General features: G+C 64.6%; 18 protein-coding genes. 13 read left to right on the top strand and 5 right to left on the bottom strand.

The genetic code is table 11. The features are described 5' to 3' along the window. The first annotated feature begins 55 nt into the window (after window positions 1-55). Entirely contained in the window at window positions 56-2,650 is a 2,595-nt protein-coding gene (locus tag R1L06_RS14110) for a M14 family zinc carboxypeptidase (RefSeq protein ID WP_317218020.1), read from the top strand. Between the two features lie 562 nt (window positions 2,651-3,212). On the opposite strand, the gene R1L06_RS14105 is transcribed toward R1L06_RS14110, so the two are convergent. Continuing rightward, window positions 3,213-4,628: a DEAD/DEAH box helicase gene (locus R1L06_RS14105; protein WP_317218019.1), complete on the bottom strand. Its 1,416-nt coding sequence runs from the start codon at window positions 4,626-4,628 to the stop codon at window positions 3,213-3,215. 960 nt (window positions 4,629-5,588) lie between these two features. Between R1L06_RS14105 and R1L06_RS14100 the strand changes: the two genes are divergently transcribed. The 3 genes from R1L06_RS14100 (at window position 5,589) to R1L06_RS14090 (ending at window position 9,338) form a co-directional block, all read left to right on the top strand. Further along, a complete protein-coding gene (locus tag R1L06_RS14100; protein ID WP_317218018.1) occupies window positions 5,589-6,578 on the top strand; it encodes a fumarylacetoacetate hydrolase family protein in 990 nt (329 codons plus the stop codon). Window positions 6,579-6,592: 14 nt separating this feature from the next. Next, entirely contained in the window at window positions 6,593-7,261 is a 669-nt protein-coding gene (gene maiA, locus R1L06_RS14095; RefSeq protein WP_317218017.1) for a maleylacetoacetate isomerase, read from the top strand. Between the two features lie 139 nt (window positions 7,262-7,400). Then, entirely contained in the window at window positions 7,401-9,338 is a 1,938-nt protein-coding gene (locus R1L06_RS14090) for a hypothetical protein (RefSeq protein ID WP_317218016.1), read from the top strand. A gap of 49 nt (window positions 9,339-9,387) precedes the next feature. Here R1L06_RS14090 and R1L06_RS14085 read toward each other — a convergent pair whose 3' ends face one another. From R1L06_RS14085 to R1L06_RS14075, 3 genes are all read right to left on the bottom strand, one after another. Beyond that, window positions 9,388-10,860, bottom strand: a complete 1,473-nt coding sequence (locus tag R1L06_RS14085) for a UdgX family uracil-DNA binding protein (protein WP_317218015.1) — start codon at window positions 10,858-10,860, stop codon at window positions 9,388-9,390. After that, window positions 10,841-12,118, bottom strand: coding sequence for a putative DNA modification/repair radical SAM protein (locus R1L06_RS14080; protein ID WP_317218014.1), 1,278 nt, complete (start codon window positions 12,116-12,118; stop codon window positions 10,841-10,843). The genes R1L06_RS14085 and R1L06_RS14080 overlap by 20 nt, the downstream gene beginning before the upstream one ends. Before the next feature lie 130 nt (window positions 12,119-12,248). Next, window positions 12,249-13,376: a PilT/PilU family type 4a pilus ATPase gene (locus tag R1L06_RS14075; RefSeq protein ID WP_014645840.1), complete on the bottom strand. Its 1,128-nt coding sequence runs from the start codon at window positions 13,374-13,376 to the stop codon at window positions 12,249-12,251. 121 nt (window positions 13,377-13,497) lie between these two features. Between R1L06_RS14075 and R1L06_RS14070 the strand changes: the two genes are divergently transcribed. From R1L06_RS14070 to R1L06_RS14035, 8 genes are all read left to right on the top strand, one after another. Beyond that, complete coding sequence (locus R1L06_RS14070) at window positions 13,498-13,863, top strand: DUF4398 domain-containing protein (RefSeq protein ID WP_317218021.1); 366 nt, start codon at window positions 13,498-13,500, stop codon at window positions 13,861-13,863. Further along, on the top strand, window positions 13,860-14,744 hold the full coding sequence (locus R1L06_RS14065) for an OmpA family protein (protein WP_121504819.1): 885 nt from the start codon (window positions 13,860-13,862) through the stop codon (window positions 14,742-14,744). Before R1L06_RS14070 ends, R1L06_RS14065 begins: the two co-directional genes overlap by 4 nt. 324 nt (window positions 14,745-15,068) lie before the next feature. Further along, on the top strand, window positions 15,069-15,305 hold the full coding sequence (locus R1L06_RS14060) for an HP1242/YdcH family protein (protein ID WP_004154075.1): 237 nt from the start codon (window positions 15,069-15,071) through the stop codon (window positions 15,303-15,305). Between the two features lie 299 nt (window positions 15,306-15,604). Further along, window positions 15,605-16,975, top strand: coding sequence for a pyridoxal-phosphate dependent enzyme (locus R1L06_RS14055; protein WP_317218013.1), 1,371 nt, complete (start codon window positions 15,605-15,607; stop codon window positions 16,973-16,975). 123 nt (window positions 16,976-17,098) lie between these two features. Then, window positions 17,099-18,271 (top strand): cystathionine gamma-synthase, encoded by a 1,173-nt coding sequence (locus tag R1L06_RS14050; protein ID WP_317218012.1) that lies wholly within the window; start codon window positions 17,099-17,101, stop codon window positions 18,269-18,271. Continuing rightward, complete coding sequence (locus tag R1L06_RS14045; protein WP_317218011.1) at window positions 18,268-19,086, top strand: ABC transporter permease; 819 nt, start codon at window positions 18,268-18,270, stop codon at window positions 19,084-19,086. Before R1L06_RS14050 ends, R1L06_RS14045 begins: the two co-directional genes overlap by 4 nt. Next, entirely contained in the window at window positions 19,076-20,428 is a 1,353-nt protein-coding gene (locus R1L06_RS14040) for an ABC transporter ATP-binding protein (protein ID WP_317218010.1), read from the top strand. Before R1L06_RS14045 ends, R1L06_RS14040 begins: the two co-directional genes overlap by 11 nt. Continuing rightward, a complete protein-coding gene (locus R1L06_RS14035) occupies window positions 20,400-23,840 on the top strand; it encodes a glycosyltransferase (RefSeq protein ID WP_317218009.1) in 3,441 nt (1,146 codons plus the stop codon). The genes R1L06_RS14040 and R1L06_RS14035 overlap by 29 nt, the downstream gene beginning before the upstream one ends. 74 nt (window positions 23,841-23,914) lie before the next feature. Here the strand turns inward: R1L06_RS14035 and wecB are convergent, their stop codons facing one another. After that, a complete protein-coding gene (gene wecB, locus R1L06_RS14030) occupies window positions 23,915-25,045 on the bottom strand; it encodes a non-hydrolyzing UDP-N-acetylglucosamine 2-epimerase (protein WP_317218008.1) in 1,131 nt (376 codons plus the stop codon). A gap of 167 nt (window positions 25,046-25,212) precedes the next feature. Between wecB and R1L06_RS14025 the strand changes: the two genes are divergently transcribed. Continuing rightward, window positions 25,213-25,623, top strand: coding sequence for a hypothetical protein (locus R1L06_RS14025; protein ID WP_317218007.1), 411 nt, complete (start codon window positions 25,213-25,215; stop codon window positions 25,621-25,623). The last annotated feature ends 4 nt before the right edge of the window (window positions 25,624-25,627 follow it).

Raw genomic sequence — 25,627 nt, 5'->3', positions numbered from 1 at the left:
CACCTGAAGGGACCGGCCGCGCGACTGTCTGCCGTTGTGTTCCAGGGGAGTCATCGTGTCCTTGCATCGTCGTGCCGTTCTTCCGTTGCTGCTTGCCGCCGCCACCGCACTGTCCTCGCCGCAGCCGGCGCAGGCACAGAGCGCGTACTTCTTCCCGCAGGTGACCGGCGCAGCGGCGTTCGATGCAGCGGTGCCCACGCCGGAGCAGTTCCTCGGCTACCCGATCGGCAGCCGTTACACCCGGCACGACCAGCTGGTGGCGTACTTCCAGGAACTGGCGAAACGCTCGGACAAGATCAGCGTGCGCGAGATCGGCCGCAGCTATGAAGGTCGCCCGCTGCTGATCGCCACCGTCACTGCTGCAGGCAACTACGCGCGGCTGGAACAGATCCGCCAGCAGCACGCGACCCTGGCCGATCCGGCGCAGCCGCGCAGCGCCGCCGGTGACAGCCCGGTGGTGGTGTGGCTGGGCTACAGCGTGCATGGCAACGAGACCTCCAGTGCCGAAGCGGCGATGCTGACGGCGTACTACCTGGTGGCCAACCACAGTGCCGAAACCCAGCAGTGGCTGCAGCAGGCGGTGGTGCTGTTCGACCCAGCGCAGAACCCGGACGGCCGTGATCGTGCCGCCAACTGGCACAACGCGTGGGCCTCCGATCCGGCTTCGGCCGACCCGGCCGACAAGGAACACGTCGAGCCGTTCCCGCAGGGCCGCACCAACCACTACTTCACCGATCTCAACCGCGACTGGCTGGCCCTGACCCAGCAGGACTCGCGGCCGAAGGTGGAGGTGTTCCACCAGTGGTACCCGAACGTGCAGATCGATTTCCACGAGATGGGAAAGGACAGCACCTACTACTTCGAACCGTCGCCGAAGAGCATGCACAGCCCGCTGATTCCAGCGGCGTCGTATGAATTCAACAAGACCCTGGCCAAGTACCACGCGCAGGCGTTGGATGCGCTGGGCTCGCTGTACTACACAGGCGAGAACTTCGACAACTTCTCGCCGGTGTACGGCTCGACCTATCCTGATTTCCACGGTGCCGTCGGCGTTACCGTCGAGCAGGCCAGCTCGCGGGGCCGCGTGCAGGAGTCGATGAATGGTCTGCTGACGTTCCCGTTCACCATCCGCAACCAGGTGGCTACCGGGCTGGGCACGGTGCGCGGCGCGGTAGCCGAGCGCAGCGGCCTGTTCGACCTGCAGAAGCAGTTCTTCCAGAGCGCGTTGAAGCAGGCCGCACAGCAGCCGGTGAAGAGCTTCGTATTCGGCGATGCGCATGACCCCGCATTGACCCGTCGTTTGCTGGAACTGTTGCTGCTGCATCGCATCGAGGTGCGCGCGCTGGATCGTGACGTCAGTGTCGATGGTCAGCGCTTCGATGCCGGCAGCGCCTACGTGGTGCCGGTGCAGCAGGCGCAGTTCCGCCTGGTGCATTCGATCTTTGCCGAGACGCCGCCGATCAAGGGCGATGTGTTCTACGGCAGCACCAGCTACGCGATTGCACCGGCCTACGGCGTGGCCTTCGCCGGTAGCCGCAGCCGCATCGACGGCGGCGCACGCGTGGCGGCGCTGCCGGCGGAGCAGGTCGCCGTGCTGGGCGGCCAGGCAGGATTCGCCTACGCGATCGACTGGCGCGACTACAACGCCGGGCGCGCGTTGGCTGCGCTACAGGGCAAGGGCGTGAATGCACGCGCGGCATTCCAGCCGTTCACCACCGCGACGGCGCAGGGCGAGGTCAGCTTCGCCGCCGGCAGCTTGGTGATTCCGGTGGCCGGGCAACCACTGCAGGGCACGGCGTTGCTTGAGGCAGTGACGTCCGCCGCACGCGAGGCAGGCGTGCAGGTGCACGCGCTGTCCAGTGGCCGCAGCCGCGAAGGCATCGACCTCGGCAGTGACGGCGTCAAGGCGCTGCGCAAGCCTGCGGTGGCACTGGTGATGGGCGAGGGCGTGGCCGCCACCGAAATCGGATCGGCGTGGTTCCTGTTGGACCAGCAGCTGCGGTTGCCGGCCAGCAAGCTGGACCCGCAACAGCTGGGCAAAGTGCCGCTGGACCGCTACACCACGATCGTGCTGTCCGGTGGTACCTACACGGGCGTCGATGCCACGGCGGTGGCTGCACTGAAGCGCTGGGTACAGGCCGGTGGCTCGCTGGTGACCTACGGCAGTGCTTCGAAGTGGGCGATCGAACAGAAGCTGGCCGACGGCGAGAAGCTTGGCAAGGAAGAAGAAACCGCTGACGAGAGCCGCCGTGCATTCGGCGACCAGCGTGACATTGCCGCGATCGAGCGGGTCAGCGGCAACATCCTCAGTGCCGACGTGGATACCAGCCATCCGCTGGCGTTTGGCGTGCCACGCCGGCAACTGGCGATCAACAAGGAAAACACGGTAGCGCTGCAGCCGAGCACGAACCCGTTCGCGACGGTGGTGCGCATCGACACGCCGCCGCGGGTGAATGGTTATCTGTCCGAGCGCAACCGCGCGCGGGTGGCAGGCAGCGCGTGGCTGCTGGTGTCGGCGCAAGGGCAGGGCAACGTGGTGCTGTTCGCCGATGATCCGGCGCATCGCAAGTACTGGCACGGGACGGATCGACTGCTGATCAACGCGGTCTTCTTCGGGAATCTGGTGAATCCGAGTAAAGCGCGGGGTTGAGGCTGCATGCGCTTCAGTTGATATATGGGTGGGGAGGCCGGGCGGGCTGCGCAGGACACGCTGTAAATACGTCCGTGTAAGCTCGATCGGCGCATCCATGCGCCTCACGGTCCTGCGCAGCCCGCCCGGCCTCCCCTCGACAGTTTCCTGCGGGCGCGGACGCATCGAACCCCAAGGCGGGAGCAAGGGCAAAAGCAAAAGCAAAGCCAGGAATTGCGACTTCGGCTTTTGCCTTTGAATTTGAATTTGAATTTGAATTTGAATTTGAATTTGAATTTGATCTTTCTTCTCCCGGCTACCCGGCGGGAGAAGAAGGCGCAGGCAATGCTTGAAGCGGATGGGCATGGGGGCAGCGCAGAACCGTTGGCGCCATGGATGGCGCCATCGAGCTTACATGGACGTATTTACAGCGTGTTCTGCGCTGCCCCCATGCTCATCCGCCCTCGGTACTGCCACCGCGTGCTTCATCACCCGGTAGCCAGCAACAAAAAAGGACGGCGCGTCAGCGCCGTCCCTCGACAGCCTCCCGCGCAGCGGGAAGCACAACAGCTGTCAGCTGGGGTCAGCCGGCGCGACCGCCGCCGTTGCCACCCTGGCCGCGGCCACGGCCGCCACCATTGCCGCCACCGCCACGACGCTGGCCCTGACCGGCACCTGCACGCTGCTGGCCATTGCCACCGCCCTCGCGACGGCCGCCACCGGCCTTCTTCGGGCCCGCATGCGCATGGCGCGGCGCATCGCCGTGCGGACGGCGCGCGTGGCTCTTGCGCGGTGCGCGCTCGCCGGTATCGTGCTCGGCTTTGCCCGGCGCACTGTTGCCCCAGCGGATCGGCGTCTGCAGCTCGAAGCCCGGCACATCGCGGATGTCCATGTCGCGGCCCAGCAGGCGCACGATCGCGCGCAGCAGCTTCACTTCATCCTGCGCCACCAGCGAGATCGCCTGGCCGGTTGCGCCGTTGCGGCCGGTGCGGCCGATGCGGTGCACATAATCTTCGGCCACCATCGGCAGGTCGAAGTTGATCACCTTCGGCAGCTCGTTGATGTCGATGCCGCGTGCGGCGATATCGGTGGCCACCAGCACGGTCACGCGGCCGGCCTTGAAGTCGCCCAGCGCACGCAGGCGCTGGCCCTGGCTCTTGTTGCCGTGGATCGCCGCGGTCTTGATGCCCGACTTTTCCAGGAACGTGGCCAGCTTGTCGCTGCCGTGCTTGGTGCGGGCGAACACCAGGGTCTGCTCGCGGCTGTCCTGCGCCAGCAGGTGCAGCAGCAGGTCGCGCTTGCGGCCGGCATCGACCGGGTGCACGCGATGGGTGATGGTTTCGGCCACGGTGTTCTTCGGCGTCACCTGGATCTGTTCCGGGTTGCGCATGAACTCCAGCGCCAGCTGGCGGATGTTGTCCTCGAAGGTAGCCGAGAACAGCAGGGTCTGGCGGTTCTGCTTCGGCAGCTTGGCCAGGATGCGCTTGATCGACGGCAAGAAGCCCATGTCGAGCATGCGGTCGGCTTCGTCCAGCACCAGCAACTCAATGCCGGACAGGTCGATGCTGCGACGCTCGAGGTGGTCGATCAGGCGGCCCGGGCAGGCCACCAGCAGGTCCACGCCACGGCGCAGGATGTCCAGCTGGTTGCCCATGCCGACGCCGCCGTAGATGCAGGCGCTGGGGATGCGCAGGTACTTGCTGTAGCCGCGCAGGCTGTCATGTACCTGAGTGGCCAGCTCGCGGGTCGGGGCCAGGATCAGCGCGCGCGGCTTGCGCGGGCCGCTGCGCACTTCCTGCGAGGCGGTGCCCAGGTGCTGCAGCAGCGGCAGGCCAAAGGCAGCGGTCTTGCCGGTACCGGTCTGTGCACCGGCCAGCAGGTCGCGGCCGGCCAGCGCCAGCGGGATCGCCTGCTGCTGGATCGGGGTCGGGGTTTCATAGCCCTGCTCGGCGAGCGCACGCAGCAGGAAGGGCGCAAGGCCCAGGGATTCAAAAGACATTGAGATTGCTCCAAGTACAAGAAACGCCTGTCCGAACGGACAGACGGGGGCAGATCAAACTGATCGGCTGACTCGGAGCGTTCCCGTGAACCGCGCTGCGAGAATTGGGTGCAGCCGGCACGGAGCGCAGGCTGGAATGCGTGACGAACGGCGTCGGAGTGGGGGCGGGCGAAGAGGGCGGACCCTGGTCGCCGGCGGTCCCGGAGGGAAACGGACGGCCGCTGCAGACCCTGCAAGTCTAAACGATGTTTGAGACTTCACGCAAAAAGGCCTGTTCAGGTAGGGGGGGCTCTATGCAGGGCTGCGCCCTGCACCCGCAGAGGCTGAAGCAACGTCAAAGGCAGGGTTCCTGTGGGTAGGCGGGGTGGGTCCGGTGGCAGGGGACGCTGCAAGTACGTCCATGTAAGCTCGGTCGCCGCATCCATGCGGCTCACGCCCCTGCCACCGGCCCCATCCCGCCTTCGACAGTTTTTCGCGATCTGCGGTAGATCCATGCCATGCGTGGATGCTCCTCGTTCAATTGACGAAATATTCGATCTTGATGGGGATTCATCCACGCATGGCGTGGATCTACTGGCCACCGGCCAACTGTCGAAGGCGGGGTACTGTGGGTTTGCGGGGTGTGAGCGGCATGGGCCCGAGGCATGTCTCGGGCGGGTTGGGCCGGACGCCCAACCCCGGTCTTGCCGTGTGCGCAGGACAGCGCACACGAGCAAGCCGCGACCAAGCCCCCAGGGACGGGTTAACGGCGTCCCCGCAAACCCACAGTGCCCCGCCATCCCACGGAATGCCCGCTGTTGCTGTTGCTTCGGCTGTTGCCCTGGCTTGAAGCAGGTGCAGGGCGCAGCCCTGCCGAACCCCCCACTACGGTAGGGTGGCACGATGCCGCGCTGCAGCTTGGCTAAGTCGCGCATTTGATTACACTTGAAACTTGTTTGCCCACGACTCCGGACACCCACCATGAAGCTTGGTTCTTTGAAGGAAGGCGGCCGCGACGGCACCCTGATCGTCGTCTCGCGTGACCTGCGCCACGGCGTGCGCGCCACCGGCATTGCCGCCACCCTGCAGCAGGCCCTGGAGGACTGGAGCCACATCGCGCCGCGCCTGAACGCCCTGTACGAATCGCTCAACGCGGGCGACGCCGATGGCGTGTTCGACCTGGACCCGCAGGCGCTGGCCGCGCCGATGCCGCGTGCCTATGAGTTCGTCGATGGCAGCGCCTACCTGCCACATGTCGAGCGCGTGCGCCGCGCCCGTGGCGCCGAGGTGCCGGAGAGCTTCTACACCGACCCGCTGATGTACCAGGCGACCAGCGCCGGTTTCCATGGCCCGCGCGACGCGGTCAAGGTGGTCAGCGAGGACTATGGCATCGACCTGGAAGCAGAGATCGTGGTGATCACCGACGACGTGCCGATGGCCGCCACCCCGGAACAGGCCGCAGGCCATATCCAGCTGGTCGGCCTGGTCAACGATGTCTCGCTGCGCAACCTGATTCCGGGCGAGCTGGCCAAGGGCTTCGGCTTCCTGCAGTCCAAGCCGCGCTCGGCGCTGTCGCCGGTGTTCGTCACCCCCGACGAGCTGGGCGCCGCGTGGCAGGACAGCAAGGTGCACCTGCCGCTGCTGACCCACATCAACGGCCAGTGGTTCGGCGCGCCGGAAGCCGGCGTGGACATGCAGTTCAACTTCGCCCAGCTGGTCGCGCATGCGGCCAAGACCCGTCCGCTCAGCGCCGGCACCATCGTCGGCTCCGGCACCATCGCCAACGAGGACACCAGCAAGGGCGCCTCGTGCTTCGCCGAGCAGCGCGTGGTGGAGACACTGCGCGACGGCAAGCCGAGCACGCCGTTCATGTCCTTCGGCGACGTGGTCCGCATCGAGATGCTCGATGCCGCCGGCAACAGCATCTTCGGTGCGATCGAGCAGCGCATCGAACAGGCGACCAGGCCCTGAGCAGAGAGGCGGCGATGGAGATCCCGGTCGACGACGGCATCGTGCTGTACACCTACTGGCGATCCAGCGCCGCCTACCGCGTGCGCATCGGCCTGGAGCTGAAGGGCCTGGCCTGGGAAGGCCGGCCGGTGCACTTGGTGCGCGACGGTGGCGAGCAGCGCCTTGACGCCTATCGCGCGCTCAACCCGCAGCAGCTGGTGCCCACCCTACTGCACGACGGGCATGCGCTGACCCAGTCGCTGGCGATCCTCGAATATCTGGATGAGCGCTTCCCGCAGGTGCCGTTGCTGCCGGCCGATGCCGCCGGCCGTGCGCGGGTGCGCGCGCTGGCCCAGCTGGTGGCCTGCGACATCCACCCAATCAACAACCTGAGGGTGATGCAGTACCTGGAGCGCACCCTGCAGCTGCCAGCCGACGCCCGCACACAGTGGACCCTGCACTGGATCGTCGAGGGTTTCGCTGCCATGGAGGCAATGTTGGCCAACAGCAGCGCGACGGGCACCTTCTGCCACGGTGACCGTCCCGGCCTGGCCGATATCTGTCTGCTGCCGCAGCTGTACAACGCGCATCGCTTCGGCCTGGACCTGACGCCGTACCCGACCCTGCGCCGTATCGAAGCTGCCTGCCAGGCACTGGACGCCTTCGACCGCGCACGCCCGGAAAACCAGCCCGACGCAGGCTGATCGTCGGTCCCTGCCTGTCCTGCCCGCGCATCCCTCTCGATACCGGGGAGGATGCAGCGGCAAACCCGCGCGTAGGTAGAATCGCCATTCCGGCGCGTCGCACACCGCCGGTATAACCGGCGACTGGCAAGGAAAATCAATGAATAGGCTGTTGGCGGTGCTGCCCGCGCTCGTGCAGAGCTGGGGGTTGGGAATGCTGCTGGTCGGCGCACTGGCGGCCTTCACCGTTGGCGTTGGACTGGGTGGCTACGGCGTGCTGGCGGGCTATGTGGCGGTCGTGGTCATGGCAGCCCTGGCTTACAGATCGCGTGTACCGCTGGGCCACGACCGCTGGAACATCCTGATACCGATCCTTGCCTGCTGTGCCACGGGTGTGTGGGGATTCGCGTTCAGCTCGAGCCAGCCGAGTGATTTCGGCGTCTACTACCGCTGTGGTGTCGCCGCAACATCGTCGATGGTGCAGTGGCTGGATAAATGTCAGTCCGCGTACCTTGCCGACAACAGCACCTACTGGCTGCGTTCGTACTTCTATTCCACGCTTGTTGGGCGCATCTTCGGCGAGGGCTACGTGTGGTTCAAGGTCAGCAACATCGGTCTGCACTGCGCGACGCTTTTACTGTGGTACTTCGGCGTCAGGCGAAATCATGGCGGCAGAGCGGCGGCGCTTGCCACGCTCTTGCTCGCACTGTATCCAGAGTATTGGTTCACGACGACCCTGATAACCACGGACAACGCCGCGGTCCTGGCCATCGCCGCATTCCTCCTGCTCATTCCCGGGCTCGAGGGCCGGTGGCCCGTCGCCCTGTTCTCGGCGGTGGCCATTGCCGCCATCGCGTTCCTGGGAAACCAGCTGAGATCGATCGGCACGATCTTCGTCGTTGCATTGCTGCTATGGGCCCTGTGCAGAAGTATTGCGCAGCGACGGTTGGCCTTGGTGACATTGCCGATGGCGTCGATCATCTGCTTGTTCGCGATGACTGCTGCTTTCAACAAGGTAAATCCGACAGGCTTGCCCGATCTGGTCGAGCCGCTGCGCGCGCTTTCCTCCATCGACTTCAGTTCTGACCAGAACTTTGCGGTGAACTACAGGTGGGCAGAGCACTTCTGGACCGCGACGCCAGAATCAGCCCGGTTCGCCAACATGGCCTACAAGGTGTCCACGGAGTTTTCGTCGGGTTTCTGGGATTGGCCCGGCTATCTGTTCAGAAAATCACAGGTTGTTTTTGCAGGTTCCGGCTACTACGGCCTGTCTGCCTTCAACTATCCACCTGGCAACCCGGATTCTCTGAACAATGGCGTGCTCAGTGACATCCCGTTCGATTCCACGCTGTTTCCGTGGCTGGGTCTGGTCGTGTTCGCAGGTCTGAGCTTGTCCGTGGTGGGGGTATTGAAGACGAAGCATGAGGGTCTTTCGCTGGCCTGCCTCATCTTCGTGGGTGCATTCGCACTGATGGTAATCGGTGCGGGTGAGTCTCAGGCCAGGTACAGCGTAGTGATTGCGCCGGCGTTGTCGCTGCTCGCTGCGATGTCTGTGTTCGCCCGTGACAATGCGGATGGCCCCAGGGGCAACGGTCGTCGTTATCTGGTGGGCGGAGTAGGGATCGTTGTCGTCTATCTGCTGGTTACCCTGGTGTCCGCCGTTCTGCCCTCGGCGGCAGACGTCATGAAGGGTGTCAGGCTTCTGCCGGTGGGAGCCAGCGCAACGGGTGCGTGCCAGCGCTCCGATGCCGTCCTGTCGCTGGATGAAAAGCGCGCACGGATCGATTTCAAGGACGGAAGCGCCTGCGCCGTGCTTTCCATTCCTGTCAGATCGGACTCCACGTCGGTTGGATTCTATGTCAGCGGATCGACGTTCCCTTTCAAGTTCGAAGAACGTCCGGAGTCGCCGGTCTCATACACGCTGTACTCCAATGGCGTGGGTATTGCTTCGGGAAGCATGGGGCGGCAGACTGTTCGATGGGTCGAAGCATCCCTTGCCAGCCCGCACGAAGGAGTGGTGTACCTTCGATTGGACAGAACGGCGGAGGCCGGGGCGGACTACGTCGAGGTGACGCTGATCCGGCCATCTGTCCAGTAGATTCCACCGAAGCCCGCAGCGGAAGAGGGTTCGCTACGGAGATGTCAGGCTACAGGCTTCCTGCATTCCCATCCTCGGCGACTTCATGTATCTGCCGCAGGTCATCGCGGAACAGCCGGTAGGCCTCCTCACGCCGGGCGTCGTCGCCTTGCCGCAGCACCCACGCCGGGTGCACGGTCGCATAGCCGCGGGTGCCGTCTTCCAGCGTGTGCCAGCGTCCGCGGTCGCGTGAGAGGTCGAACCCACGACCAAACACCGAGTCTGCCGCTGTCGCGCCGAGGCACACGATCACCTGGGGCCGCACGCGCGCGATCTCACCCATCAGCCAAGGGCGGCAGGCCTGGATGTGCCGGCTTTCCGGTCGCTTGTGCAGTCGCACCTTGCCACGCCGTTCATGATGGAAGTGCTTCACGGCGTTGGTGAGGTACAGCCCCGCGCGATCGATTCCCAATTCGGTCAGCGCACGGTCCAGTAGCTGACCGGCAGGACCCATGAACGGCTGTCCGCGCAGATCCTCGGTGTCGCCAGGTTGTTCCCCGATCAGCATCATGCGGGCGTCTGCAGGCCCCTGTCCGAACACGGTCTGCGTGGACTGCTCCCACAGCGGGCACTGGCGGCAGGTGCTGGCCTGTTCGCGTAGATTCTCCAGACTGCTGGCATCCGCTGCTGGCATCGCAACACCTGCACGCAGGGGGATCCTGCGCTGCGGTGCCTGCGCGGGACGGTCATGCATTTCCTGCACGCGGTCGGCCGCATCGCGCACCAAGCGTGGCAGCAGCTGGGCCTCCGGCAGGTGGCGCCAGTACTTTGCCGGCATCTCCTGCATCATCATGCGTGTATTGAGTCGCGCCGGATTGAAGATGTTGGCGTAGTAGGTCTGCCACAGTGATTCGCGCGCATCCTCGGCCGGGGCATCCTCGCGCCGTGCGCCGGGGCCGAAAGCAAGCGCCTGCCCATCCCATGCGACACTGCGCGAAGGCGTGAGGATCGCCCAGCGCATGCCGGTGAAGCGGCGCGCGAAGAAGGGCGCGACCCGGTCGACAATGTGGTGCTGTGGCTCAAACCAGGCGATGAACGCATCAGGCTGGCCAGGCACCTCGCGGAAGCGCACGAATGCCTTCATCTTGTGCGTGTCACGGCGGACGGCCTGGGCGAGCGCCGTTGCGCGCAGGACATCGGCGTCGGCGGGGTTGCTCAGCACCGAACGCTCGCCATGGACGATGCGCCACAGCAGGCGATACAGCAAGGCCAGTCGCTGGGGGTCGCGATGGCACAGGCAGGTGGCCGCCAGTTCCAGGAAATCGCGGGGCACGTTGGGTGCACTGGCATCAGCCAGCATCGGCGCCCGCTGCACGGCCGGCGCATCCAGCAACGACGTTTCGCTCCCTTCCAGCCAGTCCAGCTGAGGCGGGGCCACGCCTCGCAGCAACGCTTCGCGCGCAGCATCGCGCCAGGCCTGCAGCGACCACTGCGGGTCCACCCGCAGCGACCAGCGCTGCGCGTCAGGCGGCGGGCGGTGCATCAAACAGCGATCCCTGACGAGGCGGTGGGGCCAACTGCGCGCGCAGCGCCGCCGGATCGTCCAGCGATTTGCGTGGATGGTGGTCAGCCAGCTGCACAAACGGAAGCAGTTTGCTCATCGGTGCCTTCAGGCGTGCTACATCGGCAACCCGCAGGCGACCGTGGCGGCGTGCCATCAGCACCCGTTTCACGTTGCGCACGCCCAGCCCGGGTACGCGAAGCAGCATTTCCTTCGGCGCGCGGTTGAGATCCACAGGAAAGCGCTCGGGGTGACGGATCGCCCAAGCCATCTTCGGGTCGATATCCAGGTCGAGCATGCCGTCCTGGGTGGTATCGGTAATCTCATCCACGCCGTACCCGTAGAAGCGCAGCAACCAGTCGGCCTGGTAGAGGCGATGTTCGCGCTGCAGCGGAGGCGGTTGCAGTGGCAGCTGCCGGCTGGCGTCCGGAATCGGGCTGAACGCGGAGTAGTACACCCGGCGCATGCGGTAGTTGCCGTACAGCGCATCGGCGCTGGCCAGGATCTGTTGGTCGTTGGCCCCGTCCGCGCCGACGATCATCTGCGTGCTCTGCCCGGCGGGTGCGAAACGGGGAGGGCGTGGACTGCGGCTGGCCCTCGGCGCCACCGCTGCGGGGGCGTTGCGCGCCTCCTTGGCTTCCTCGATGCGCCAGCGTAGTTCGCCCATCGCGCCGCGTATCGAATGCACCGTCTTCTCCGGCGCCAAGGCGCTCAGGCCGGCTTCGGTCGGCAGTTCCACGTTGATGGACAGGCGGTCGGCATAGCGCCCGGCACTGGCCAGCAGCTCCGGCGAGGCCTCGGGAATGGTCTTGAGGTGGATGTAGCCGGCGTAGCGGTGTTCTTCGCGCAGCTGCCGGGCCACTTCCACCATCTGTTCCATGGTGTAGTCCGCATTGCGGATGATGCCGCTGGACAGGAACAGGCCCTCGATGTAGTTGCGCTTGTAGAAGTCCAGGGTGAGTGTGACCACCTCGTCCACGCTGAAACGTGCACGGGCTACGTTGCTGGAGACCCGGTTCACGCAGTAGGCGCAGTCGTAGACGCAGAAGTTGGTCAGCAGGATTTTCAGCAATGAAACGCAGCGGCCGTCCGGCGTATAGCTGTGGCAGATGCCCATACCCTCAGTGCTGCCGATGCCGCCACTAGCGCGTGAATCGCGCTTGCCCGAGCCGCTGGAGGCGCAGGAGGCGTCGTATTTGGCGGCATCGGCCAGGATGGCCAGCTTGCGGATGGTTTCCATTGAGGAAACCTACGGATGAGGGGTCTCATTGGATGAGATCACCCCTGAACGCTTCAGAAAAAGGGGGCGGAGGGAATTACGTCGTAAGTGCATATACGACTTAATTCCCTCCGTCCCCTTTTTCGTGTGGTCAGAAGCCGTGGGTGATGCTGGGTGCGCCCGCCGAGAAATCCGCATACGGGTCGTGCTCGCCGCTGCTGCCTTCGGACAGGCGGAACTTCAGGGCCAGGCCATCGCGCGAGTCGGCCGCGCGCAGCGCTTCCTCCTGCTCGATGATGCCGGCCTTGGCCAGACGGAACAAGCACTGGTCGAAACTCTCCATGCCTTCCTCCAGCGAGCCTTCCATCGCCGCCTTGATCTCGTGCACCTGGCCGCGACGCAGCAGGTCACGGATCATCGGCGTGTTGATCAGCACCTCGGTGGCCGGCAGGCGACGGCCCTCCTTGTTCTTCACCAGGCGCTGGCTGATCACCGCACGCAGGTTCAGCGCCAGGTTCATCAGCACGTTCTTGTGTGCGCTTTCAGGGAAGAAGTTGAGGATGCGCTCGATGGTCTGGTCGGCGTTGTTGGAGTGCAGGGTGGCCAGGCACAGGTGGCCGGTTTCGGCGAAGGCGATCGCCGCCTCCATCGTTTCCGCATCCAGGATCTCGCCGATCAGGATCACGTCCGGCGCTTCACGCATCGCGTTCTTCAGCGCGTTGTGGAAGGCATGGGTGTCCAGCCCGACCTCGCGCTGGTTGACGATCGACATCTTGTGCTTGTGCAGGTACTCGATCGGGTCCTCGATGGTGAGGATGTGACCGGTGGTGGTGCTGTTGCGGTGGTCGATCATCGACGCCAGCGAGGTGGACTTGCCGGAACCGGTGGACCCCACCACCAGCACCAGCCCGCGCGGGGTCATGATGACGTCCTTCAGCACCTGCGGCAGGTTCAGCTCCTCGATGCTCGGGATGCGGCTGCGGATGGCGCGGATGACCATGCCCACTTCGCCGCGCTGCTTGAACACGTTGACGCGGAAGCGCCCGGCATCGGGCAGGGCGATGGCCATGTTGAGCTCCAGCTCGCGCTCGAACTGCGGCACCTGGCCTTCGTCCATCAGCGAGTAGGCGATCTTCTTGACCATGCCCGGCGGCAGGCCGGTGTTGCCCAGCGGATAGAGCTTCCCCTCGATCTTGATGTAGACCGGTGCTCCGGTGGTCAGGAACATGTCCGAAGCGTTCTTTTCGGTCATCAGCTTCAGGAAGTAGCCGATATCCATTGCGAATTTTCCCCAACGAAACGGCCGACGCCCGTTGCCAGCACGGTGTCGGCTTGACGACAATGGCCGTGAACCGACAACCGGTACGGCCTCCCCAATGAAACGACTTAGCTTCGCACGAATGCGCCATGGCCTGTATGTGATGGCGTTTGCATTCGCACTGTCTGCCCCCGCCTCGGCGCAGGACGGCGCACTGGAACTGGCCCAGGCCCGGCAGGCGGTCGACAAGGCCACCCAGGCCGACGCCGACCAGTACGCCCCGGACCTGATCGGGCTGGCCCGGCAGGGGCTGGAACAGGCCCAGCGTGCTGCCGGCGACCGCCGCGAGCGCAAGAACGCCCCGGCGATCGCCCTGCGCGCCGCTGCCGATGCCGACCTGGCCCGCGCCCGCAGCGAGGAAGCCACCGTCACCGCGCAGCTGCAGCTGCGCCGCAACGAGGTCAACCAGCTGCAACGCCAGCTGTCGACCGGGGAGGACCGCCGGTGAAGCCGATGACTGCCGCAACCCTGGCTGCCCTGCTGACGCTGCCGACCCTGGCCCTGGCCGCCGACAACCCGATGGTGGCGCAACTGAGCCAGCGTCTGATGGCCATCCAGGCCAATCCCGACACGGCTGAGCTGGGCGCCTTCGAGCGCATGCAGGCCCAGCAGGCCATCGCCACCCTGGACAAGGCCAAGCGCCGCGACCAGGAGCTGGCCACTTACCTGGCCGAGCGCCGGGTGGAGATTGCCGAGACTGCCGTGCGTGCCGCATTGGCCGCGCGTGAGGTCGATCGCCTCGAGCGCACCCGCAGTGATCTGCTGATCGAGGCCAGCCGCCGCGATGCCGCCCGTGCCCGCCAGGAGGCCGAGCAGCTGCGCATGCAGGCGCAGATGCAGGCCGAGGAGGCTGAGCGCCTGCGCCAGGCCGCCGAGGCCGAGACCCTGGCCCGCCAGGATGCCGAGAATGCTCTGACCAGCGTGGCCGGCAAGCAGCAGCAGCGCCTCAGCGCCGCCCAGCAGAACGCCGCCAAGCTGGCCCGCGAGGAAGCCGAGCTGGTATCCGGGCAGAAGTTGCCGGGCTCGAAGTTCGATGGCCGTGGCGAAGTCTTCACCTTCAATGGTGACGCATTTGCCGCTGGCGCCTCCAGCCTGTCCGGTGGGGCCCGCAACCAGACCAAGGCACTGGCCGAGTACCTGAACATCGGCAAGAAGGGCCGCCTGCGCATCGAGGCCTATGACAGCGCCAACGGGGTCGGTCAGAAGCGTGCCGAGGCCCTGCGCGATGCCCTGGTCGCGGCGGGTGTCGCGAGCAACCGGATCCAGCTCAGCGGCAAGAAGGCGGCGTCCACCCGGGCACGCTCGGCCGAGGTCATCATCGCCCCGTAATTGCTTGATATTGTTTGTTTTTCGTTGCGATGAGCATTCAGCCTGAACCCCGCCCCGGCGGGGTTCGGTCTTTTTGCCGCAGGGGTCTTGTACCCCGCCTTGAGCAGGCGTAGGGTCAATCGTCCGGGACGCAATGCCGCGGACCGGACGATGGGAGGGCCGGGCCGATGCAAACAGGGCGCGAACCGCAGCAGATCGACGTGCGCAGGCCAGTGCCGCAGGTCGTTGCAGGCATCCAGGTGGCCATCGACCGGCGCTCCTCCATGAACAACGCCCCGTGCCTTGCGGCCGGGGCGTTCGTGTATCTGTCGAAGGAGGTCCATCATGTTTGAAGATCAGCCCCAGAGCGAGATCGACGCCCGTCGCGCGCGTGATCCGGAGTTCAGGGCACTCCATGACCAGCACCGTAAGTTGAACAAGAAGTGCATGGACGCGGAGTTGGGTGTACTCCCGATCGATGATGTCACCCTGGGTCGCATGAAGCGCGAGAAGCTGCTGGCCAAGCAACGACTTCTGCGAATGTACGAAACACCGCTCCCAATGACGTCCCCCACGCTTTGACGCACCCCGTCACGCCCGGAACGGCGTGACCCGGCCATCGATGGCCCCGCCGGGCGCTCCTGCCCCGGCATCGCCGCACCGCCGATGAGGCGGCCGCGCCAAGGCACCACAGGCCGTGGTGCCTTGGCCTGCAGGCACAGCTCACCGATGCGGGCGGTACCGGTCTCCTCGTCGATCCGGGGCCGTCCGCATCTCTTTTTACGGTGGACGGGCTGCGGCCCTGCCGACCTGACTTTCATCGCCATCCGTCGGATAATCATCGGTCCGGCCCTGTGCGGCGCGAACCGAAAGTCCTCCGAATGCCCATTCATTCTTCCGTCCTTGAACTCATCGGCCAGACCCCGATCGTCAAGGCCCAGCGCCTGGACACCGGCGTCTGCGAGCTCTACCTGAAGCTCGAAAGCGCCAACCCGGGCGGATCGATCAAGGATCGCATCGGCCTGTCGATGATCGAGGCGGCGGAGCAGCGCGGCGACCTGAAGCCGGGTGCGACCCTGGTGGAAGGTACCGCCGGCAACACCGGCCTGGGCCTGGCCCTGGTCGCGCAGCAGAAGGGCTACAAGCTGATCCTGGTCGTTCCCGACAAGATGAGCCGCGAGAAGATCTTCAACCTGAAGGCGATGGGCGCCGAAGTACGCTTGACCCGCTCGGACGTGGCCAAGGGCCATCCGGAGTACTACCAGGACCTGGCCAAGACCATCGCCGAGCAGACCCCGGGCGCCTACTTCATCAACCAGTTCGGCAACCCGGACAACCCGGCCGCGCATGAATTCGGTACCGGCCCGGAAATCCTTGAGCAGATGGGCGGCGACCTCGACGCCATCGTGTTCGGCTGCGGCAGCTCCGGCACCATGACCGGCCTGTCGCGCGCCTTCGCCAAGCTGTCGCCGAAGACCGAGCTGGTGCTGGCCGATCCGGTCGGTTCGATCCTGGCCGAGTACATCAACGACGGCAATCTGAACGACAAGTCGGGCAGCTGGCTGGTGGAGGGCATCGGCGAGGACTTCCTGCCGTCGATCTCCGACTTCAGCCGCGTCAAGAAGGCTTATGCCATCAGCGATGCCGAGAGCTTCCACACCGCACGCGAACTGCTGGGCAAGGAAGGCATCCTGGGTGGTTCGTCCACCGGCACCCTGCTGGCCGCCGGCCTGAAGTACTGCAAGGAGCAGACCACGCCGAAGAAGGTGCTGGTGCTGGTGCCGGATACCGGCAACAAGTACCTGTCGAAGATGTACAACGACTACTGGATGCTGGACAACGGTTTCCTGCAGCGCCCGCAGCACGGCGACCTGCGCGACCTGATCCTGCGCCCTTACGGCCAGCGCGACACCGTGGTGATCGGTCCGAACGACCTGCTGACCACTGCCTACCAGCGCATGAAGCTGTACGACGTGTCGCAGCTGCCGGTGATGGACGGCGAGCAGCTGGTCGGCATCGTCGACGAAAGCGACGTGCTGCTGCACGTGTATGGCGATGAGGCACGCTTCCGCGACACCGTCGCCACCGCGATGGTCAGCAAGCTGGACCGGCTGGACGTGAAGTCGCCGATCGAGGCGCTGCTGCCGGTGTTCGACCGCGGCCAGGTGGCGATCATGATGGACGGCGACACTTTCCTGGGCCTGATCACCCGTATCGATCTGCTGAACTATCTGCGCCGTCGCGTGCAGTAAGCCGCTGATCGCCGACGTTCACTGCTGAATCCTGGTTTATCCGCGTCAAAGGTCGTTAAGGCCGCGCTGGTAGACTTCCGCACCTTCGATGGCGCCGTGCGTCGGCGCCCCTCAGGAAAGAACATGTCCAACGCAACTTCCCAGGATCGCGCCCTGGCCCTGGCTACCCTGGCCATCCACGGTGGCCAGTCGCCCGACCCCAGCACCGGCGCGGTGATGCCGCCGATCTACGCCACCTCGACCTACGCCCAGTCCAGCCCGGGCGAGCATCAGGGCTTCGAGTACTCGCGTACCCACAACCCGACCCGCTTCGCCTATGAGCGTTGCGTGGCGTCGCTGGAAGGCGGCACCCGCGGCTTTGCCTTCGCTTCGGGCATGGCGGCCAGCTCGACCGTGATCGAGCTGCTGGACGCCGGCAGCCATGTGGTGGCAATGGACGATATCTACGGCGGCAGCTTCCGTCTGTTCGAGCGCGTGCGTCGCCGCACCGCCGGGCTGGACTTCAGCTTCGTCGACCTGACCGATCTGGCGGCGTTTGAAGCCTCCATCACGCCGAAGACGAAGATGGTGTGGATCGAGACCCCGACCAACCCGATGCTGAAGATCGTCGACATCGCTGCGGTCGCTGCCATCGCCAAGCGCCATGGCCTGATCGTCGTCGTCGACAACACCTTCGCCTCGCCGATGCTGCAGCGTCCGCTGGAACTGGGTGCGGACCTGGTCCTGCATTCGGCCACCAAGTATCTCAATGGCCACTCGGACATGGTCGGCGGCATGGTCGTGGTCGGCGACAACGCCGAACTGGCGGAGCAGATGGCCTTCCTGCAGAACTCGGTGGGTGGTGTGCAGGGCCCGTTCGACAGCTTCCTGGCCCTGCGTGGCCTGAAGACCCTGCCGCTGCGCATGAAGGCGCACTGCGCCAACGCGCTGGCGCTGGCCCAGTGGCTGGAAAAGCACCCGGCGGTGGAGAAGGTGATCTACCCGGGCCTGCCGTCTCACCCGCAGCATGAGCTGGCCGGCAAGCAGATGGCCGGCTACGGCGGCATCGTCTCGATCGTGCTCAAGGGCGGGTTCGAGGCGGCCAAGCGCTTCTGCGAGAAGACCGAACTGTTCACTCTGGCCGAGTCGCTGGGCGGCGTGGAAAGCCTGGTGAACCATCCGGCGGTGATGACGCATGCCTCGATTCCGGTCGCGCGGCGGGAGCAGCTGGGGATCAGTGATGCGCTGGTAAGGCTGAGCGTGGGTGTGGAGGATCTGGGGGATCTGCAGGTGGATCTGGAAAGGGCGCTGCAGTGACCCATGCGCCCGCCACGTCGGAGCGTTCATTGGCCACCCGCGCAAGCCTGGCCTGGGAAATGGCCAAGCGGGATGTATTCGCACGCTACAAGGGCTCGGTGATCGGTCTCGCCTGGTCGTTTTTCTATCCAGTGCTCATGCTGGGCGTGTACACGTTCGTGTTCGGCGTCATTTTCCGCTCGCGCTGGACAGGCACGCACAGTGACGCGCCGTTGACTTCGGAGTTCGCGCTGATCCTGTTCTCGGGACTGGTGGTCTATGGCTTCTTTTCCGAATGCCTGAACAAGGCGCCGGGCCTGATCACGGCCAATGGGCAGTTCGTGAAGAAGGTGGTGTTCCCGTTGGAAGTACTGCCCGTGTCGACCGCGTTGTCCGCGCTGTTCCACATGCTGGTCAGCCTGTTGGTGCTGCTGATCGCCATGCTCCTGCTGAAGGGCAGCGTCCCGGTCACTGCCATCGCCTTCCCGGTCGTGATGATGCCATTGCTGCTGGCGACCCTTGGCTGCACCTGGCTGTTCTCCGCGTTGGGTGTCTATCTGCGCGACCTGGGGCAGATCATGCCGCTGGTCACGACGATGCTGCTGTTCCTGTCACCGGTGTTCTATCCGATTACCGCGGTTCCTGCCTCCTTCCGTCATATCGTCGAGCTGAATCCCATCACAGGCGTCATGGATGGGGTGCGCGATACGCTGATATTCGGCCACTGGCCGGACATGGGGCTTCTGCTGTGGCAGTACCTTGTGGGTCTGCTGATCATGCTGTTTGGGCTGTCCGTGTTCCAGTACGTGCGTAGGGGTTTTGCCGATGTCATCTGACGCGCTGATCAGGGTGGAGGGCTTGGGCAAGCGATATGACATGTTTGCCAAGCCGGTTGACCGGCTGATGCAGTTGATGTCGGATCCGGTGCGTCGCGGCCTAGGCATGGCACCTGCCAAGCACAGCAAGGAAGTCTGGGCATTGCGTGGTGTCAGCTTCGAGGTTCCGCCCGGTGAAGCGCTGGGTGTGATGGGGCGCAACGGCTCGGGCAAGAGCACGATGCTGCAGATGCTGTGCGGCACGCTGACCCCGACCGAGGGGCACGTCCAAGTGCGTGGCCGGATCGCAGCGCTGCTGGAGCTGGGGGCTGGCTTCAACCCGGAGTTCACGGGCCGGGAGAACGTTTTCCTCAATGGTCGCCTTCTCGGCCTGGAAACCGCGGAGATCGAGAGCCGCTTCGACGACATCTGTGCGTTTGCCGACATCGGTGCGTACATCGATGAGCCGACCAAGACCTATTCCAGCGGTATGTTTGTCCGCTTGGCGTTTTCGGTGGCGACGTCCGTGGATGCGGACATCCTCGTGGTTGATGAAGCCCTCGCTGTGGGTGATGCGCGCTTCCAGGCGCGCTGCATGAAGCGTATCCGGGCCATCCAGGACGATGGCGCCTCTGTTCTTTTCGTCAGCCATGACGTGGCGGCCGTGCGCACGCTGTGCCAGCGGGCTCTCTGGCTGGAGCGCGGCGGGATGAAAGAGCTGGGGCCGGTGCTGCAGGTCAGCTCCCGGTACATGGAGTCCATCTTCCAGGATGATCCCGAGGCGCTGCATCCAGCGGTGGGCGTCGATGCGCACGATGAAGAGGGAAGCAGTGCAGGCGGGGACGCTGGCGTGCAGGACACGGCAGCTCCCGACGTACCGACGGTTCACAAGGAAAAGCCCCTGGCGCACTGGGGGCAGCAGATCGGCCTGATCCGCGCCGTGACCCTGGCCGCGGGTGATCAACGCGACTGCGAACTGCTCGAATGGGGCCAGCGCTGCCGCATCGGGATCCGGGTCCTGTTGCCTCCTGATTACGCGCCGGAGTCGTTCCGGGTCGCGTTCTCCATCAAGGATCTGAGAGGACATGACATCGTCGTATCCAGTACCGACGACAGCAGCAGCACGCCGCCGGCGCATTGGTCAGCGGGTGCCGAGGTGGAGATCGAGTTTGCCTTCGAGAACGGATTGGTTGAAGGTAAGTACTTCCTTGTCGCTGCAGTCGAGAAGCGCGCGGGGCCGGTTGTGGAGTACTACGAGTACATCGAAGGCGTGCGGTACTTCTCGGTGATCAGCCCGGTTCGCCACTTCGGCATTTACCAACCCAAAATCGAGCATGTGTTCAAGGAGTTGCTCCGTGTCTGATGACGTAATCAATTCCAAGAATTACTGGAACGGTCGTTTCGGTGAGGATTGGGAAGATCTCGGTGGACGCGAACAGTCACGCTTCTTTGGCGCGCTTGCCGTGCAGATGCTTCCCGCCTGGCTGGTGCGTGCCAGTAGCCAGCGCCGCCTGACCTGGTGCGACTGGGGCTGCGCACTGGGAGACGGTACCCAGGAAGTAGCGCAGAGCATTCCCGGCGCGATGTTCACCGGGGTCGACTTCTCTGCCGTTGCGATTGCCGACGCACAGCAGCGCTTCCCAGGCTTGAGTTTCATCAGCGACGATTGGCTTGCATCCACCGCACAGGCGGATGCGCCCGTCTTCGACGTGGTCTTCAGCTCCAACACGCTGGAACACTTCCACGAACCGTGGAAGGTACTCGGCACGGTTGCTGCGCGCGCCCGGCACTGCATCGTCCTGATGCTGCCCTATCGCGAGCGGCATCGCATTGAAGAGCACCATGCCTCCTTCATGCCGGAGAACATTCCGCAGCAGATCGACGGCAAGGTGCTGGTGCATGCCAGTGCCCGCGATACGCGGAATGATCACCCTTGCTTCTGGCCGGGCGAGCAGGTGCTGCTGGTCTGGGCCGACCCCACCTGGCTGGGTGAGCAGTCACTGACCCTGCAGGATCTGCAGCTGGGTACAGAACCCCCCAGCCCGTTGCGTCCGCTTCTCGCTTCGGCAACGCAGCTTGCGCTGCAGCTCAATGGCGACCTGGGCACGTTGCGCAGTCACGTGCCCGCTGCACCGGAGCAGGTGCAGGCACTGGATCAGCTGCGTGTGGATCTGGACAAGTGGCTGCTGGTGCGCGACCTGACTGCACAGTCCACCGGGCCAGCGTGGAGCCACGAGCAGATGGCACGCGAAGCGCGCGATGCGCGGATCCTGGAGTCTGCGCTGCAGGCGCTGCAGCCCCTGCTGGTCGGCAGCACCTTGCTGGATCGTCTCAACGATGCACATGCTGACCTGGTGCAGGTGAGGAATGTACTGCAGGAGGATCGGAACATTCGAGCCGGCCTGTTGGCTGATACCGAGGCGCTACTCGCACAGGCATCGGCGGCGCGTGTCGAGGCCGATCAGAGCGTGGGTGCGACGCTCCGACTGGGAGCGGAGATCGTCAATCTGGTGGGGGCCCCGGCAGGTGCGAAGCTGGACGCGCTTGCAGGCACGGATGACGAACAGCCGGCCGACGTGCAATTGCAGCGACTGCGGTTGCGCCTGCTGGCCATGGACCAGGAACTGGATGCACTCCACCGGAGCACGTCCTGGCGTATCACCCGGCCGATGCGTGTCATCCGGCGTTTTCTCTCCAGCCCCATGCAGGAGCTTCGAAACATCGGCAAGCATGCCCCGCGCTCGGTGCAGGCAGCCACGCGCTTCGGTATCCGGACGCTGCGCAACGGACGCCTGGATCCGTCGGATCGCGCGCGGCTGGCGCAGATCATCTCGCCTTCTCCGAAGGTGACCGTGGGCGATCCGCTTGGCTTCGTCGATTACTCCCACCTGCCGACCCTCGCTGCCGCCGACGCCAACTCCACTGACGTGTTTGTCTGGGCTGTGATTGACTGGAACTTCCGCGTCCAGCGTCCCCAGCATCTGGCAATGGCGCTGGCTGCCAAGGGGCACCGGGTCTTTTACATATCCAACAATTTCGTCGACGCCTCCGAAGCGGGTTTCAAAGTCGAGCCGTTGGATGACAGCGGTCGCCTGTTCCAGGTGAATCTCAACCTGGCCACTGCGCCGCAGATCTATCACGCAATGCCTGGCAATGAGCAGGTGGCTGCGATCCAGTCCAGTCTGTCTGCGTTGCTGGGATGGACCCGGTCGGTTCGCTGCATGTCGTTCGTGCAGCACCCATACTGGCTGCAGCCGGCGCAGTGCCTTCCTAACGCGAAGCTTGTCTATGACTGCATGGACCACCATGGCGGTTTCGAAGACAACGCTGCCAGCATCATGGAGGGCGAGCGCCAGCTGATCGAGCGGGCGGACCTGCTGGTCGTTACTTCCCAGTGGTTGCACGACGAGCTCAGCCCGCGCGCGCGCAACATCGTGATGGTGCGCAATGCCACCGAGTACGCTCATTTCTGCACTCCGCCGGCCAAGGTCTTCGCCGATGCGAAGGGCCGACGGATCATTGGCTACTACGGTGCCATTGCAGAGTGGTTTGATGCAGAGCTGTTGCGCCGGGTTGCCCTGGACAACCCGGATGCGCTTGTCCTGATGATCGGTCGTGACACGGCCAACGTTGCCGCCAGCCTGCAGGGTATCGACAACGTACGTTTCGTCGGCGAGGTGCCGTATGCCGAACTGCCGTACTGGCTCCATGCATTCGACGTCTGCCTCCTGCCTTTCAAGGTCATTCCCCTGACCCTGGCGACCAACCCGGTCAAGGTGTACGAGTATCTCAGTGCGGGTAAGGCGGTCGTTTCAGTGGATCTGCCGGAGCTGGCCCAGTTTGAAGGGCTGGTGCGCCTGGCAGGTGACCACGAGGGATACCTGGAGCAGGTCCGCCTTGCACTGGCGGAAGCCGATGATGACAGCCTGCTGGCGTCGCGCCAGGCATTCGCGGCCCGGCAGACCTGGCTGCACCGTGCTGAGGCCCTGGATGATGCGCTCTCCTCGATCAGCGAACCGCTGATCAGCATCGTCGTGCTGACCTACAACAACCTGGACTACACCAAGCAGTGCCTGCACAGCCTGGATGTCAACACGGACTATGAGAACGTCGAGATCATTGTCGTTGACAACGCCTCCAGCGATGACAGTCCCGCGTACCTGGCGGAGTGGGAGCAGGGCGCGGCCAACCGGCGCTTCATCGCCAATCAGAGCAACCTTGGTTTCTCGGCAGGCAACAACGTAGGCCTGGATGTTGCCCGGGGCGACTACCTGGTCGTGCTGAACAACGACACCTATGTGACGCCGGGCTGGCTGCGTACCCTGCGTAACCAGCTCCGCCGTCGCGCGGATGCGGGTCTCGTGGGGCCGGTGACCAACAACATCGGCAACGAAGCCAAGATCCAGATCAGCTACGAATCAATGGAACAGATGGTGGAGCTGGCGGGCCGGTACACTCGGGCAAATGCCGGGCGGAGTTTCGAGATCGCGACCAGTGCCTTCTTCTGCGTGATGATTTCGCGGCAGGCCTACACCATGGTTGGCGGCCTGGATGAGCAGTTCGGCGTGGGCTTCTTCGAGGACGACGACTACTGCCGTCGGCTGGAGCAGGCAGGGCTGGTGCGGTTGTGCGCGGAGGACGTGTTCGTGCACCACCATCTTTCCGCCAGTTTCAACAAGCTCAAGGCCGAGGCCAAACAGGCTCTGTTTGAGAAGAACAAGGCGTTGTACGAGGCGAAGTGGGGCAAGTGGTCGCCCCACGGCTATCGGTCGTAACCGGCGTTTCCCGCATCGTTGCGGATAACGGAAAAGGGGCTGCGCATGGCGCAGCCCCTTTTTTTTTCTGCACTTCAGCCGTTGCTGATGGCGTCGGCGATGCGTTGGGCGGCGGTGCCGTCGCCGTAGGGATTGTGACTGCGCGAGAACTGCTGGTAGGCCGTTGGATCATCGATCAGGCGACCTGCCTCGGCCACGATGCGCGCCGCATCGGTACCGACCAGGACTACGGTCCCGGCTTCGACGGCTTCCGGGCGTTCGGTCACATCCCGCATCACCAGCACCGGCTTGCCCAGCGACGGGGCTTCCTCCTGGACACCGCCTGAGTCGGTAATCAGCAGATAGGCCTGGGACATGAGGTACACGAAGGGCAGATAGTCCTGCGGTTCGATCAGGGTGATCGCCGGATGATTGCCGAGGAATCGGTTGACCGGCTCCTGGACATTCGGATTCAGGTGAACCGGGTAGACGATCTGTGTATCGCCGCGGTCTGCAAGGCTGCGAAGTGCCTGGCAGATCTGCTCGAATCCATCACCGAAATTTTCCCGACGGTGGCCGGTGACCAGGATCAGTTTTCTGGAAGGATCCAGGAACGGGAAACGTGCCGCGAGGCTTTCGCGCAGGGCGTCGTCGTGCTCGATGCGGTTCGTCACCTGCAGGAGTGCATCGATGACGGTATTGCCGGTGACCAGGATCCGCCCATCGTCGATGTTCTCGCGACGCAGATTGTCGCGGGCACGCTGGGTGGGTGCAAAGTGCATGGACGTCAACGGAGCGGTCAGGCAGCGATTGGCTTCTTCAGGCCACGGTGCGTAGAGGTCGCCCGTGCGCAGCCCCGCCTCGACATGGCCTACGGGAACCCGGTTGTAGAACGCTGCCAATGCGGAAGCCAGCGTCGTGCTGGTATCGCCATGGACCAGGACCAGATCGGGCTTGCGCCGCGCGATGACGTCGCACATGCCCATCAGAATCTTGCTGAACAGGCCTTGCAGGGTCTGGCCCGGCTCCATCACATCCAGGTCTTCGTCGGGCCGGATCTCGAAAAGCTCGAGCACCTGGTCCAGCATCTGCCTGTGCTGGGCAGTGACCGCAACGATAGGCTCGATGCCGGGCGCATTGCGCAGGGCCTCTACGACGGGGGCCATCTTGATAGCCTCCGGACGCGTACCGAAAACGACCAGTACCTTCTTGCGCGCGTCATTCATCGGTTCTTCTCGCTTTACGGAGCTCATCGCCATCCCAGAAGTTCTTCGATCATGGAATTATCCCAGAACACGCCGGCCTTGTTGGCCCTCGCCGCTGCCGCGTTCAGGCGCACCCAGCGAGGTCGCCGCAGCATGGATAGAATGGCGCTATTTCCGCAGGAGCCGGCATGCGCACCATGAATGGATTGTCGATCGCAGCCATGGTGCTGATGTTGTCTGCGTGCCAGCGTTCCCCGGCAGACGTAACGGCCGTGGCCTACCAGGTGCTGAACGCGCAGGCCGGGGAGGGGTGCGCGGTCTGTCTTGTCCCGGCCCGCACGGCGTGCGGGGACGGGGCGGAGGCGGGAGAGCTGCGTTGGAACCTGCCTGCCGGGCTGGATGCCACCGGGGTGCGCATCCAGTTGCTTCGGACCGATGGAGAACGCACCGATCTCGCAGCCGGCAGTACGGCGGGTGCCGCGTCCTTCACTGAAGTCCTGCATGCAGGAGATCGCATCGAAGTGCTGGACGAAACGACTTCCCAGCAGTTGATGTACATCCAGCCGGCAGTGGATTCAGTCTGCCCGCCAGAAGACTGAATCA

Origin of the sequence: Stenotrophomonas mexicanensis (assembly GCF_032911605.1) — a bacterium.
Classification (GTDB): Bacteria; Pseudomonadota; Gammaproteobacteria; order Xanthomonadales; family Xanthomonadaceae; genus Stenotrophomonas; species Stenotrophomonas maltophilia_A.
This window is presented reverse-complemented; position numbering and strand designations above follow the sequence as displayed.

What these genes read in the sequence shown, in the direction of transcription:
- R1L06_RS14105 (WP_317218019.1), bottom strand. Translation starts at nt 4,628, where the DNA reads ATGTCTTTTGAATCCCTGGGCCTTGCGCCCTTCCTGCTGCGTGCGCTC.
- R1L06_RS14100 (WP_317218018.1), top strand. Translation starts at nt 5,589, where the DNA reads ATGAAGCTTGGTTCTTTGAAGGAAGGCGGCCGCGACGGCACCCTGATC.
- maiA (WP_317218017.1), top strand. Translation starts at nt 6,593, where the DNA reads ATGGAGATCCCGGTCGACGACGGCATCGTGCTGTACACCTACTGGCGA.
- R1L06_RS14090 (WP_317218016.1), top strand. Translation starts at nt 7,401, where the DNA reads ATGAATAGGCTGTTGGCGGTGCTGCCCGCGCTCGTGCAGAGCTGGGGG.
- R1L06_RS14085 (WP_317218015.1), bottom strand. Translation starts at nt 10,860, where the DNA reads ATGCACCGCCCGCCGCCTGACGCGCAGCGCTGGTCGCTGCGGGTGGAC.
- R1L06_RS14080 (WP_317218014.1), bottom strand. Translation starts at nt 12,118, where the DNA reads ATGGAAACCATCCGCAAGCTGGCCATCCTGGCCGATGCCGCCAAATAC.
- R1L06_RS14075 (WP_014645840.1), bottom strand. Translation starts at nt 13,376, where the DNA reads ATGGATATCGGCTACTTCCTGAAGCTGATGACCGAAAAGAACGCTTCG.
- R1L06_RS14070 (WP_317218021.1), top strand. Translation starts at nt 13,498, where the DNA reads ATGCGCCATGGCCTGTATGTGATGGCGTTTGCATTCGCACTGTCTGCC.
- R1L06_RS14060 (WP_004154075.1), top strand. Translation starts at nt 15,069, where the DNA reads ATGTTTGAAGATCAGCCCCAGAGCGAGATCGACGCCCGTCGCGCGCGT.
- R1L06_RS14055 (WP_317218013.1), top strand. Translation starts at nt 15,605, where the DNA reads ATGCCCATTCATTCTTCCGTCCTTGAACTCATCGGCCAGACCCCGATC.
- R1L06_RS14050 (WP_317218012.1), top strand. Translation starts at nt 17,099, where the DNA reads ATGTCCAACGCAACTTCCCAGGATCGCGCCCTGGCCCTGGCTACCCTG.
- R1L06_RS14040 (WP_317218010.1), top strand. Translation starts at nt 19,076, where the DNA reads ATGTCATCTGACGCGCTGATCAGGGTGGAGGGCTTGGGCAAGCGATAT.
- R1L06_RS14035 (WP_317218009.1), top strand. Translation starts at nt 20,400, where the DNA reads ATGTGTTCAAGGAGTTGCTCCGTGTCTGATGACGTAATCAATTCCAAG.
- wecB (WP_317218008.1), bottom strand. Translation starts at nt 25,045, where the DNA reads ATGAATGACGCGCGCAAGAAGGTACTGGTCGTTTTCGGTACGCGTCCG.
- R1L06_RS14025 (WP_317218007.1), top strand. Translation starts at nt 25,213, where the DNA reads ATGCGCACCATGAATGGATTGTCGATCGCAGCCATGGTGCTGATGTTG.